12 protein-coding genes, 1 pseudogene and 1 other annotated feature are annotated in these 12,175 nt (G+C 32.8%); of the genes and pseudogenes, 10 read left to right on the forward strand and 3 right to left on the reverse strand.

Annotated elements, in window-relative coordinates:
• Positions 1–126 precede the first annotated feature (126 nt).
• The 4 genes from M1D73_RS12680 (at position 127) to M1D73_RS12695 (ending at position 3,431) form a co-directional block, all read left to right on the forward strand.
• Positions 127–1,053: a zinc-dependent alcohol dehydrogenase gene (locus M1D73_RS12680; RefSeq protein ID WP_098212457.1), complete on the forward strand. Its 927-nt coding sequence runs from the start codon at positions 127–129 to the stop codon at positions 1,051–1,053.
• Positions 1,054–1,134: 81 nt separating this feature from the next.
• A complete protein-coding gene (locus tag M1D73_RS12685) occupies positions 1,135–1,992 on the forward strand; it encodes an NAD-dependent epimerase/dehydratase family protein (protein WP_000689433.1) in 858 nt (285 codons plus the stop codon).
• Positions 1,993–2,047: 55 nt separating this feature from the next.
• On the forward strand, positions 2,048–2,545 hold the full coding sequence (locus M1D73_RS12690; RefSeq protein ID WP_098212458.1) for a DUF421 domain-containing protein: 498 nt from the start codon (positions 2,048–2,050) through the stop codon (positions 2,543–2,545).
• Between the two features lie 256 nt (positions 2,546–2,801).
• The gene (locus tag M1D73_RS12695; protein ID WP_098212459.1) at positions 2,802–3,431 is read left to right on the forward strand and encodes a class I SAM-dependent methyltransferase; all 630 of its coding nucleotides are present in this window, start codon (positions 2,802–2,804) and stop codon (positions 3,429–3,431) included.
• Positions 3,432–3,683: 252 nt separating this feature from the next.
• Here M1D73_RS12695 and M1D73_RS12700 read toward each other — a convergent pair whose 3' ends face one another.
• Both M1D73_RS12700 and M1D73_RS12705 read right to left on the reverse strand, forming a co-directional pair.
• Positions 3,684–4,385 carry a class I SAM-dependent methyltransferase gene (locus M1D73_RS12700; RefSeq protein ID WP_098212460.1) on the reverse strand — a complete coding sequence of 234 codons (702 nt, stop codon included), beginning with the start codon at positions 4,383–4,385 and terminating at the stop codon, positions 3,684–3,686.
• The gene (locus M1D73_RS12705) at positions 4,382–5,284 is read right to left on the reverse strand and encodes an SMP-30/gluconolactonase/LRE family protein (RefSeq protein WP_098212461.1); all 903 of its coding nucleotides are present in this window, start codon (positions 5,282–5,284) and stop codon (positions 4,382–4,384) included. The genes M1D73_RS12700 and M1D73_RS12705 overlap by 4 nt, the downstream gene beginning before the upstream one ends.
• A 142-nt stretch (positions 5,285–5,426) precedes the next feature.
• Between M1D73_RS12705 and M1D73_RS12710 the strand changes: the two genes are divergently transcribed.
• Positions 5,427–5,597 carry a DUF2197 domain-containing protein gene (locus M1D73_RS12710; protein WP_000551042.1) on the forward strand — a complete coding sequence of 57 codons (171 nt, stop codon included), beginning with the start codon at positions 5,427–5,429 and terminating at the stop codon, positions 5,595–5,597.
• A 69-nt stretch (positions 5,598–5,666) separates the two neighbouring features.
• Positions 5,667–5,923 (forward strand) — a binding site (T-box leader).
• An 81-nt stretch (positions 5,924–6,004) separates the two neighbouring features.
• Entirely contained in the window at positions 6,005–7,558 is a 1,554-nt protein-coding gene (lysS, locus tag M1D73_RS12715; RefSeq protein WP_098127267.1) for a lysine--tRNA ligase, read from the forward strand.
• Between the two features lie 59 nt (positions 7,559–7,617).
• Here the strand turns inward: lysS and M1D73_RS12720 are convergent, their stop codons facing one another.
• Positions 7,618–8,046 carry a cell wall hydrolase gene (locus tag M1D73_RS12720; protein ID WP_001128402.1) on the reverse strand — a complete coding sequence of 143 codons (429 nt, stop codon included), beginning with the start codon at positions 8,044–8,046 and terminating at the stop codon, positions 7,618–7,620.
• Between the two features lie 524 nt (positions 8,047–8,570).
• Between M1D73_RS12720 and M1D73_RS12725 the strand changes: the two genes are divergently transcribed.
• The 4 genes and pseudogenes from M1D73_RS12725 to M1D73_RS12740 all read left to right on the forward strand — a co-directional run bounded on the left by M1D73_RS12725 (position 8,571) and on the right by M1D73_RS12740 (position 11,987).
• Positions 8,571–9,380 (forward strand): alpha/beta fold hydrolase, encoded by an 810-nt coding sequence (locus tag M1D73_RS12725; protein ID WP_000029414.1) that lies wholly within the window; start codon positions 8,571–8,573, stop codon positions 9,378–9,380.
• Between the two features lie 296 nt (positions 9,381–9,676).
• A pseudogene (locus M1D73_RS12730) lies at positions 9,677–10,182 on the forward strand (acetamidase/formamidase family protein).
• 126 nt (positions 10,183–10,308) lie between these two features.
• Entirely contained in the window at positions 10,309–11,016 is a 708-nt protein-coding gene (locus M1D73_RS12735) for a response regulator transcription factor (RefSeq protein ID WP_098212462.1), read from the forward strand.
• On the forward strand, positions 11,013–11,987 hold the full coding sequence (locus M1D73_RS12740; protein WP_002164532.1) for a sensor histidine kinase: 975 nt from the start codon (positions 11,013–11,015) through the stop codon (positions 11,985–11,987). The genes M1D73_RS12735 and M1D73_RS12740 overlap by 4 nt, the downstream gene beginning before the upstream one ends.
• Positions 11,988–12,175: the final 188 nt, after the last annotated feature.

Consider the following 12,175-nt stretch of genomic DNA (forward strand, 5'->3'; position numbering starts at 1 on the left):
ACAGGAGCATTAAAGGTATAAACGTGGGCAAGGGTAATTTATCATCTATTAGGTAAATAAATTTAGTCGAAATTTAGATGGATAACAATATTACTTATAACATCTTTATAAAAAGAGAGGATATAAATGGAACAATATAAGTTAATTGTAAAAGGGCCTAAACAACTTGAGTGGGAAACAAATGAAATTAAGGACATACAGGACGATGAAATTATCGTTAAAACAATCGCAGAATCGATAAGCATTGGGGCCGAGTTACCACAGTATAATGGATCCGATGTTACAGATCCGCATCCTTTTTATCCAAGAAAAACTGGATATGAAAGTTATGGTGAAGTGATTGAAGTTGGTAATCAAGTAACACATGTAAACGTAGGTGATAAAGTAGTTTCTTTTTATGGACATGAAACGATAGGGATAGTTAAGGCGCATAAAGTAATTCGAGTGCCTAGTTCTATACAACCTAAAATTGCTTTATTATCTATTCTTTCATGTGATGCCGCTAAAGGAGTATTGAAACTAAACCCGCGACAGGATGAAAAAGTACTTATAATTGGAATGGGAGTTATTGGTTTACTCGCTTGTTATTTCTTAAAATACTATGTAGGCATTGAGCACGTGGATGTTGTTGAGCCTAATAAAAATAGAAGAGATTTTGCAAAGAAGTTTGGTACGAAAAACATATATGATTCAGAAGAGAAAATAATAGAAACATATGATTATGGTTTCGAATGTTCTGCTACAAATAGTGGGTTCCATACTTTGCAAAAAGCTCTTAAAACTAATGGTAAAATATGTATACTGTCTGATGGCAATATAGAAGAACTAACATTAACTGCTAACTTTTATCAGAAAGAATTGCAAATCATTGGATCAAGTGATGGATACGATTATCAAAAGCATGCAGATTGGTTTTTTGAAGAAATAGGAAAAACACCATTTATAGAAGAGATCTTTCAACATGAAATTCATTATACTTCACTCATACAATGCTTTGATGAATTGAGTTTAGGGATAATTAAACCATTAAAAGTATATGTTTCATATGAATAACGAAAAAAATGAGAAAATATTTGTCACATACCTTACAAATGTTTCGTCACATTTATGATTATTAAATGAGGAGGAACACATATGAAAATATTTGTAGCAGGTGCAACGGGTGTAATAGGACGTTCTTTATTGCCAATGTTAATAAAAAATGGGCATACAGTTTTTGCGATGATCCGTAATACTTCGCAAGTAGAAGCAATGAAAAAGGTTGGTGCCATACCAGTAATAGCTGATGTATTTAATAGAAAGGCTGTATTTTCTGTATTAGAAGAAACAAATCCCGATGTAGTTATTCATCAATTAACGTCATTATCTTCATGGGATTTTGAGGATAATGCAAAAATTAGAACAAAAGGCACTCGTAACCTTGTCGATGCAGCTAAAAATGTAGGGGTACAGAAAATAATCGCTCAAAGTATTTCATGGGCGTATGAACCAGGGGATACATTTGCGACTGAAAAAGATTCACTACATATTACTGCTTCCATGCCTCGACAAGTCACTGTTAATGGCATATTGAAATTAGAAGAAGCTGTTACTGAATTACCTGAATCGGTAATACTTCGTTATGGCACATTATACGGACCAGGAACATGGTATGCGGAAAACGGATTAATAGCAAATCAAGTTCGTAATAATGAAATTATTGCATCAGACGGGATAATCTCGTTTATACATGTCGAAGATGCTGCAAGAGCTACTATGCTATCCCTTAATTGGCCTTCAGGAATCGTAAATATTGTAGATAATTATCCAGCAACTAGTAAAGAATGGTTACCAATATATGCAGCAGCGATAGGGGCACCTAAGCCTAAAGTTCAAGATGGGAAAAATAGTTGGGAAAGAGGAGCTTCCAATAATAAAGCACGTAAAGAGTATGGTTGGATACCTTTATTTCCATCATGGTCTGAAGGATTTAACAACTTAATAGGTAAGTAAAACACACCTTTAATGGGAATGATAGTAAAATACACCATTAAAGGATTGGGTTATTATGAATATAATTTGGGAAAGTATTATATTAACTTTTACTGGAATAATTGTTTTGAAAATGACAGGTAGTACATCTGTCAGCCAAATGACAAGAGCTGAAATCATTATAGTTGTATCAATTGGCCGTATTATTGTAGAACCTGTATTAAGTAGAAAAGTAGTCCCATCTATATTCGCGGCTATCATATTTGCAAGCATATTACTTATCATTCATTTCTTTGAATTGAAATCAAGGAAGGTGGAACAATTTTTAAATGGAAGTAGTATTATAATTGTTGAAAACGGAGAGGTTGTAAAAGAGAATTTGATGCAGGCAAAAATGTCGGAGCAACAACTATATATGCAATTAAGAGAAAAAGGAATTCATGATTTGAAGATTTTACAAAAAGTTACAGCGGAACCGAATGGTCGTATTGGTTATCAATTAATAAAAGAAGCACAACCAATAACTTTAGAAATGTTAGAAAAAGTATTAGATCGGTACAATATAAAAAGATAATTTCTCGTGAGAAAAAGCCAATACTATAACGGAAGTATTGGCTTTTTTATTTTTCTACAAACGTAAGGATTAATAAAATAGGATGGATTTTAAACCAATCATTATAATAGATATAGGCTTATAATTGTGCTATATTCAATGGACTTATAGTGAATGTGGTAAAAAATTAATTTGGCATAGGTAGAAGTAGCGTTAAGATTTATAAGTTTTTCATGTGATACTAAAAATGGATTGAAAATAAGGAGATAGATACATAATGGAATTTTGGGAATCAAGTTTTATCGAAAAACAAACGATGTGGGGATTTGAACCTACAGAATCTGCAATTTTGACAAAAGATTTTTTTCTTGAAAAGAACGTTAAGGATATATTAGTTCCGGGTATTGGTTATGGAAGAAACGCAAAGGTATTTATCGAAAATAGTATAAATGTAACAGGTATTGAAATTTCGAAAACAGCGATCGATTTAGCAAGAGAAAACGGACTAGAAGATGTTAGTATGTATCACGGTTCAGTAAACGAAATGCCTTTTAATAATAAACTGTATGATGGGATATTTAGTCATGCACTTCTTCATTTGTTGAATGAACAGGAAAGAGAGAAATTTATTGAAGATTGTTATAATCAGTTAAAACCAGGCGGATATATGGTTTTTACAACTGTTTCTAAAAAAGCTCCCATGTACGGAAAAGGAAAACAGTTGGATAAAGATTATTATGAGATAATGGAAGGTGTAAAAATGTTCTTTTATGATTCTGAATCTATAAAAAAAGATTTTAATCAATATAGATTAGTAAAAGTTTCGGAAATTGATGAACCAAATAAGAACATGGCAAATAAACCTTCAATCAATTTCTTAATGATAAAATGTAAGAAAGAACGATAACTAAAAGTTATTAAGAATGATTAAAGATGTTTATATATTGATTATGCACAAATAAAAAGGACAAGCATATAATATAAATACCTTTTAACTTTAAGTAACCTTAACTTTCGTTAATAGGGTATCTCAAAATCCCCAAAAGAGCACTTGCGGAAACAAGTGCTCTTTTATTTTTTGTTTCATAAATATTTATAGTTGCAAATTTCGTGCAATAAAAATAAATCTGAGAGAAATAATCATATCTTTATTATACGATTATTTCTGAACTACAAACGATATAGCATTTGTTTTTAATTGAATGTGTCTTTCATTTCGAACAATATCATAAGCTAATTCTTTTATTTCAACTTTTAGTTCTTTCCATTCTTTATAAATGCTTTTTAAAGTACTTATCATTTCTTCGGTTGAAAGATTAATTTCAATTAAAGCTTCTAATTCTTCATTCGTTATTGAATCAATTTCTTGTATGTTAGAGTTAATAATTAAACAATTAATACCGCCGTTTTTTGTACCTCTTTTCATAGAGTGGAGTACATTTTTAAAATCTTCTTCTGATCTGACATGTTCTAAACTTGATAGTGCAACGATATAATCATAAGCGTTAGAGTCAATATGATAGTTTTCAATTGCTGCTTCTTCTGTTTTTATAGCCTCGAATACATCATGTTCTTTGCTATAAATTTGTAGCTTTGTTAAAGCGGAATTAAGTAAATCAACACATGTAACGGTGCCGCTAGTATTTTTTATTTTTTTTGCAATGGGAATGCTATTTCTCCCAACGCCAGAGCCAAGGTCAAGTACTTGCAAGTTGTTTTGTCCGTCAAAGTGGTTCATCAAGTCCATAACCGTTTTAACTGGTTTGAAAAGCCAAGAGCCAGCTTCAAACAGTTTATATTGTTCATAGCAAAGGTCGTGATATTTCTTTTCTTCTTGTCTTATGTAATCGATACGGTTCACATTGTTTCAGCTCCAATATTTTTATTGCAAAATGAATAGGTGGGACAGCCTTTAACATTTGTTTGAATTCGAAAAATACCACCAGCATGTGGATACTCTTTTAATTCGTTATCACTCATTCTTGTTCTGGCTGTTGTAACATATAAATCTGTTAAATTAGGCCCACCAAATGTACATGATGTTACATATAACGCGGGAATTGGAATGCTTAATATTTGTTCTCCAGTAGAGGGATTCCATCTAGTTATTTTTGAACCTCCCCAATGTGCAATCCATAAACAACCTTCTTCGTCAATTGTCATACCATCAGGTAGACCATCATTTTCAGAGAAATTGATTACATCACTTGGATTATGAATGTCTCCAGTACGTATATTATATTGATAGCGAACCACTTTTTTAGTAGGTGTATCTATAAAGTAAAAGTATGTATGATCAGGTGACCAAGCAATTCCATTTGATGTATTTACATGTGAAACTTTTTTCTCTACACTTAAATTATGATGTAAACAATACAAGGAACCTGCAGCATTCATACCGTATGTATCTGTAGAACCTGCCCAGAAACGACCAGCTGGATCACATTTTCCATCATTGAAACGATTTTCTATTAAATGTGGTTCAGGGTCAAAAATATGTGTCAGTTTTTCGGTATTTACATTAATAGAATAAAAGCCTTTTTCCATAGCTAAGAGTAGTACATCCTCTAAATATGGAACAACACAGCCAATTTGTTGATTGAGAGCAATTACTCGGTTCGTATTAGCGGTAGGATTGTATATGCATAATTTTCTCTCCATAATATCAACCCAATATAAAAGTTGCTTTTTTCCATTCCAACATGGTCCTTCAGCTAAACTTGCTTTAGCATCTAAAACTAATTCTATATTACTGAACAAGATGTTCACCTCGCGTTATAAGATATTAATATAATTCGATAAGAATAGAGGTAAACCTTTTAGTCAAAGGATATTAAAATTTATACTGTAGAAAAATGACCTTCTCAAGTGATTAAAAAAGTGTATAAACAAGGAGAGGAAAATGCATATGATGTTTTATGAGATTGTTTGCTTTTCTTGTAAGAATATATTTCGTGTTTACGAAGGCAGTGAAAAATATAAGCGATTTAAAGAGAAACCAAAAGGGGCATATTGTTGTGATGAGTGTAGCCACAAAATTCAATTAGAAGCGATAAAGAATTTTTTTAGATAATTTTACGATTTCGATTCGGAAAAGTTTGACAATAAAAGTGTTATAAATTATCATATTAAAAAACTAATATTTAAGGCATAGAAGAGAAGAGTAGTTAAGAAAGAATACGTACAGAGAGCTCTGGTAGCTGAGAAAGAGCGGTATACATCTTAATGAAAAAAGACTTGGAGCTGCGCAAGGAACTAATTTATTTAGGGATGGTGCGACGGGTTCTCCCGTTATAGAGATAGGGTATAAGCATATTTTGCCGTACCTGAAGAGGTTAATATGGTGACATATTAACAAACTGAGGTGGTACCGCGAAGCTAACAACTCTCGTCCTCAAGATGAATAATCTTGAGGGTGGGAGTTTTTTTGTTGCATAAAACTGGAAATGAGAAACAAAAAATAATTGAGGTGAGTAATATATGCATTGGGCGTATGAAGTAGCACATGAATTAATTAGGAAACATCCAAATAAAGAAATGTTTGTTTGTGCATCTGGAATTAGTCCGTCAGGTTCTGTTCATATTGGGAACTTTCGTGAAATCGTAACGACTTATTTCGTAGTAAGAGCACTTCAAGATTTAGGGAAAAAGACTCGTTTTATATTTTCGTGGGATGATTATGATAGGTTTAGAAAAGTTCCAAAAAATATTGATCCATCTTTTGCAAAGTATATTGGTATGCCATACTGTGATATTCCAGATCCGTATGGATGTCATAACTCGTATGCGGAGCATTTTGAAAAAGAGTTTGAAAAATCGCTTCAAGCATTTGGAATTGAAGTAGAATTTATTTATCAACATGATGAATATAGAAGCGGAAGGTATAACGAAAATATATTAGAGGCCTTGTATAAACGAAAAGAAATATATGATATTTTAATGGGTTTTAAAACTAGAGAGTGTAGTGAAGAAGAGCGAGAGAGCTTTTATCCAGCTACATTATATTGTGAGAGATGCGGAAAAGATACAACAACTATTACACATTTTGATGAAGTATTAAAAACAGTCCGGTATGAATGTGAATGCGGAAATGAAAAAGAGTTATCCGTATTAAATACAAATAAAATGAAACTAAACTGGAAAATCGATTGGCCGATGAGATGGATGATAGAGGATGTTATTTTTGAACCGGGCGGTAGAGATCATTCATCAGAAACGGGTAGTTATAATGTATCAAAAGAAATTGCAAGGAAAATATTCAATCGAGAAGCGCCTCATTACGTTGCTTACGATTTTATTGGTATTAAAGGGAATCATGAAAAAATGTCTAGTTCTTCAGGGAATAGTATTACACCAAGCAATTTATTGAAAGTGTATATACCAGAAGTAATTCTCTTTATGTTTGCAAAATACAAACCAGGCGCTGCTTTTCATATTGGGTTGGATGAAGATGTGATTCGTAATTATACAGAGTATGAGCGATTGAAAGATAGTTATGAAAATAAAACGCTCAAAAATGAAGATTTATTTGATGCAATTAAAATCTCTAGAGTTGATAGTGAGATTAAAGAATATCCGAAATTTAATCAAGTAGCAGGAACGTTACCATTATTAAATTTTGATTCAACTATTTTACAGGGGATATTAAAGAAAATAGATAGGAGCTATGCATTAGATGAAATGAGAGCGATAAGTAATCGCGCAGAGTATTGGATAAGAAACTTTCAATCTGAAAAATTAATCGCGGTAAATGAGGAGAAAAATGCAGAGTTTTACTACACATTAGATGAAAGGCAGAAAGAATGGCTAGTAGAAGTTTGTAAAATACTTCGTTCTAATAAAGATTACTCTAACTTAATGGAGCAATTATATGCGATTTGTCATCATGAAAATAAAAAAATAATGAAAGAAAATCAAAAACAATTATTCACTATTATATATAAGCTCATTATGAATCAATCAAATGGTCCTCGTATACCATTATTAATACATGTAGTAGGCATAGAAAATTTCATCACACTATTAGATTTCTAAAACACAGTTAAAAGCAACGCAAGTACCAAAATTTCTAAGTACTTGCGTTGCAAATTTTACTATCGTGAATACATTTTCGGACATTCATCACCACTTGGTTCATAAAAACAATGGCTTTTAAACTGTCCTACAAATGGCTGATTATACCATTCAGGCGGACAAGCTCCAACTGGACGGAAATACCAAAGAGCCCATCGTGCAGGCCAGCGCCATTGACCTTGTAAAACTTTTCGTGCAATTTCTTTTTCTGATTCACGAGCGCGTTGATAAAAATATCCATATTGTACTGCTTCAAATCCGCCGGGGCTTTGATATACAGCGTCTCGTACGGTACGGAGTTGTTTAAAATCTAAGCAATCACAAAATACACGGTTTACTACAACGCATCCAACTAACTCCTCACCTTGGCGACCTTCGCCTTCAGCTTCAGCACGAATTAATCGAGCTAGTAAATCAACATCACTTTCGTTGTATGGAATAAGGGGCATAGTGATACCACCTTTCTGTTATAGTAAAGAGTGTATGTTATAAAACAATCTGCGTGCTTTTTTACATAAAAATAACATTTAATTTTAAGAGGAGCTTGTATAAAAAGAGCTAATTAGTAATAGTAGATAAATATAAAAGGGAGAGGTATTATGTATCGAATTCATAAAGACCATATTATTTACGCGATGTCATCAGAGAATAAACCATGTATGGTGTAGTTTTGAAATAAAGTTGCGATGCTGTATCTCTTTAATCAAAGAATTGTAAATATATGATCAAACTTTTTTATAAAACATAAACCTGCTGGATAAGAAACCATTTGGATTAAACTTTTTTCAAAATGGTTTCTTTTTATTCAACATAGAATACGGTTTAACACAATATTTTTAATCAAACTTTATTTTAAAGCCACACATTGCTTTTTCTTATGGTGAATTTGTTTCTTAGTTATTTCCTGCATTTTATATCATTCACCAATCATGTAATGTTAAGGGAGATGACAAAAGAAAGGAAGGATGTACAAATGAGTATAGTAAAAAACGGAACATTGCAAGTAATTGGAGCAAGCATCTATTATGAGGTGCGTGGCTCGGGTCCAATTCTTCTTTTGATTCATGGTGGGGGTGGTGATGCCGACAAGTTCCATAATATTGCCGACCATCTTGCTAAATGGTATACCGTTGTTACTTACGATCGTCGTGGTCATTCCCGTAGCAATCTCGTCAATAAAACTGAGGATTACCATGTGCAAACACATAGTGAAGACGCTCACCGGCTGCTAGCCAATTTGACCAATGAACCGGCTTATATATTCGGAAGTAGTTCTGGTGCTGTCATCGGACTTGATTTGTGTATACGCCATCCTGGGCAGGTACAGTTACTAATCCCACACGAACCGGTTTTATTACAACTTTTACCTGAAAATGAGTTGAAGCAGGCTATAAATTTCATGGAAGACCTTAAAGGGAATCATAAAAGTGAGGTCATGAAGTTATTGTCAAATATCGATGATAGCAATTCCGGACTATCGAAGGATATGCTAACAAAGCGACTACTCGGCAATTCGTTTTATTTCACTGAGTATGAAATCCCGGGAATTCTCAGCTATACTTTAAACATCGATGCATTAAAGCGCTCATTAAAACCTGCATCGATACAGGTACGTCCAGCCGGTGGAAGTATTTCACGAGAATTTTTTCCTTACCATTGCGCATTCAACTTGGCAGAACACCTCGGAACAGAATTCGCAGAGTTTCCAGGAAACCATGTGGGCTATAACACAGTGCATCATAAAGAGTTTGCTGAGAGGTTACACGAAATTCTTGAGAATTAATCCGGAAACGTATCAATCGGTAGTGTATGAGCACACCAAAGAGTTATAAGACACTTCGTAATTTAGGGTTTTGTCTTTATGTCTAAATTATAATACGATGCATGTTGTTCAAGAAAAGGGCGCGTTTGTTGAAGAATAAAGATAGAAAATGACCAAACTTTTTATAGTATAGAAACTTAAATTTGTTAGATAAGAATTCATTTTGATCAATCTTTTTTCAAAATGAATTCTTCTTGTTTACCATAAATTACGAGTCTGTGAGGTATGTTTAATCAAAGTTTATTTCAAAGCAACATATGGAAGTAGAAATTGGGAGTCGTCTTATATTTGGAACATATGATTGCTTTGAGAATCAAATTGACTCTGAAGATGTTGCGTTTCAAGAATTTGATTGAAACCGAATTAATCCGACGAGTGGACCTGTATATATCAGTGGTGCAGAACCTGGTGACATATTAGCTGTAACGATTGAAAAGATAAAAATTGCAGAGCAAGGTGTTTTAACTACAGGGGTGAACCTTGGCGTAATGGGTGAAGATCTACATGAAAATACAATAAAAATCGTCTTAATACATAATGAACATGTTTTGTTTTCAAATGAACTATAAATTCTGATTAATCAAGTAATTGGTGTGATTGGTACTGCACCGAAAGAAGAGAGCATTTCATGTGCCACACATCAGCTGCCGATGATTTAAAAGTTTGTCAAGTTGTGGATCCACTTAAAACGGCACGAATGGAACTAAGTATGGATTATGTGGAGAAGCTAGGTTTTAATTGCAGTAACTTTCATATCAAGTAAGAATAATAGAAGAAGAATACTTTTGTATAAAAGCATCCTTTTTTTAATTTACGGATTTTGTGAAAAGAGGTAGTATTTATTTTATATAAGTATATTTGAGATTGTGGATTAAAAAGGAGTTCAATAATGGTCAAAATTATGATTGTAGAAGACGATATGAAAATTGCAGAACTATTATCAACATATGTTGCGAAATATAGTTATCAAGGAGTTATTGTATCGGACTTTCAAAATGTATTAGACATTTTTTTAGATGAACAACCAGAGTTAGTTTTATTAGATATTAATTTACCGAGTTTTGATGGTTACTTTTGGTGTCGTCAAATTCGTAGTGTTTCTACATGTCCGATACTATTCATTTCGGCTCGTGAAGGTACGATGGATCAAGTTATGGCGTTAGAAAACGGTGGCGATGATTTTATTCCGAAGCCTTTTCATTATGAAGTTGTAGTGGCGAAAATTCGTAGTCATTTAAGACGTGCATATGGAGATTATGCACCGAAACTAGAAGAGCGAATGATTGAGCAACAAGGCCTTTGTTTATATCCTGAAAGACTTGTATTGAAACTTAGAAACGAAGAGATTGATATAACGAGAAACGAAGCTATTTTATTAGAGACATTAATGAAAAATTATCCGCGTGTTGTGAGTAGGGAAGTGTTGTTAAATAAATTATGGGATAGCGAATCTTATGTTGATGATAATACATTAAGTGTAAATACAACACGTGTGCGTAAAAAGTTACAAACGTTACATATAGAAGGTGCGATTGAAACGATTCGTAGTGTTGGATATAGATTGCATATTACTTGGGATACTGGTATAGAAAAATGATAAGGTTGTTTATACGTGATCATATACCACTTATTTGCTTTACTATAATTCAACTACTAGCTATATTTCTCGTATATTGGTTTGATGGGCATAATCATATTACAACGGCGTTATATGCAATGTTTCTAGGTGTTTTCTTTATGGGAAGTTATTTAGTGTTTCGTTATTTTACACATCGTTCTTTTTATGAGCGCTTAGCAAACCCGATGCAATCTTTGGATGAATCTGTTCAAAAATCTGATTTTGCAGCTGTATCGGCTGCTCTTCAAGAACTACTTGAGGTGCAATATCGACATTATCAAAATCAGCTGCAAATGCAAGAGAGAAAAAATAATGACCATTTAACCTTTATGAATCAGTGGATTCATCAAATGAAAACACCTTTATCTGTAATAGAATTAATTACACAGGATGAAGTAGATTCACGTTTTGAAAGTATAAATGAGGAAACTGATCGATTAAAAAAGGGATTAGAAATGGCTCTGTATGTCGCACGTTTAGAAGCATTTACACAAGATTTTTATGTAGAAAGAGTACAACTATATAAAATAGTGAATGATTCGGTACATGAGCATAAACGGTTCTTTATCCGGAATTTTGTATATCCAGAGCTTGAAATTGATAAGGACATTACAGTAGAAAGTGATGCGAAATGGTTACAATTTTTAATTGGACAAATACTATCGAATGCGATTAAATATTCATCTGGTAGTAGAGAGAAGATTAAAGTGAAAGCTTGTAAGGAAGGTAATAATGTTATACTTGAAATTGCTGATAATGGTGTAGGAATACCGAAGCAAGATTTACCAAGAGTGTTTAAACCTTTCTTTACAGGAGAAAATGGTAGAGATTTTAAAGAATCAACTGGAATGGGGCTATATCTCGTACATGAAATTACGAAGCAATTAGGACATAGTGTAGAAATCCATTCAGAAGTTGGTAAAGGTACCGTTGTACGTATTAAATTTTAAATGTGTAAAAATGACTCAGGCTAAAGAACTTTTGAAATAAGTTTTTTAGCCTTACTTTATATGGATTAAATAAAATGATATAAAAGACTGGTATGATCCTAATAAAAGGTCGTGTAAGTATGTGTAATGACACAATAATAAATAAGGCTGTTAAATGAGAGGTTTTTAATAATTTATTAATATTTAAA

The organism is Bacillus sp. PK3-067 (assembly GCF_056738645.1).

Coding starts and splice junctions, on each gene's coding strand:
- M1D73_RS12680 (WP_098212457.1), top strand. CDS start 127: ATGGAACAATATAAGTTAATTGTAAAAGGGCCTAAACAACTTGAGTGG.
- M1D73_RS12685 (WP_000689433.1), top strand. CDS start 1,135: ATGAAAATATTTGTAGCAGGTGCAACGGGTGTAATAGGACGTTCTTTA.
- M1D73_RS12690 (WP_098212458.1), top strand. CDS start 2,048: ATGAATATAATTTGGGAAAGTATTATATTAACTTTTACTGGAATAATT.
- M1D73_RS12695 (WP_098212459.1), top strand. CDS start 2,802: ATGGAATTTTGGGAATCAAGTTTTATCGAAAAACAAACGATGTGGGGA.
- M1D73_RS12710 (WP_000551042.1), top strand. CDS start 5,427: ATGCATATGATGTTTTATGAGATTGTTTGCTTTTCTTGTAAGAATATA.
- lysS (WP_098127267.1), top strand. CDS start 6,005: ATGCATTGGGCGTATGAAGTAGCACATGAATTAATTAGGAAACATCCA.
- M1D73_RS12720 (WP_001128402.1), bottom strand. CDS start 8,046: ATGCCCCTTATTCCATACAACGAAAGTGATGTTGATTTACTAGCTCGA.
- M1D73_RS12725 (WP_000029414.1), top strand. CDS start 8,571: ATGAGTATAGTAAAAAACGGAACATTGCAAGTAATTGGAGCAAGCATC.
- M1D73_RS12735 (WP_098212462.1), top strand. CDS start 10,309: ATGGTCAAAATTATGATTGTAGAAGACGATATGAAAATTGCAGAACTA.
- M1D73_RS12740 (WP_002164532.1), top strand. CDS start 11,013: ATGATAAGGTTGTTTATACGTGATCATATACCACTTATTTGCTTTACT.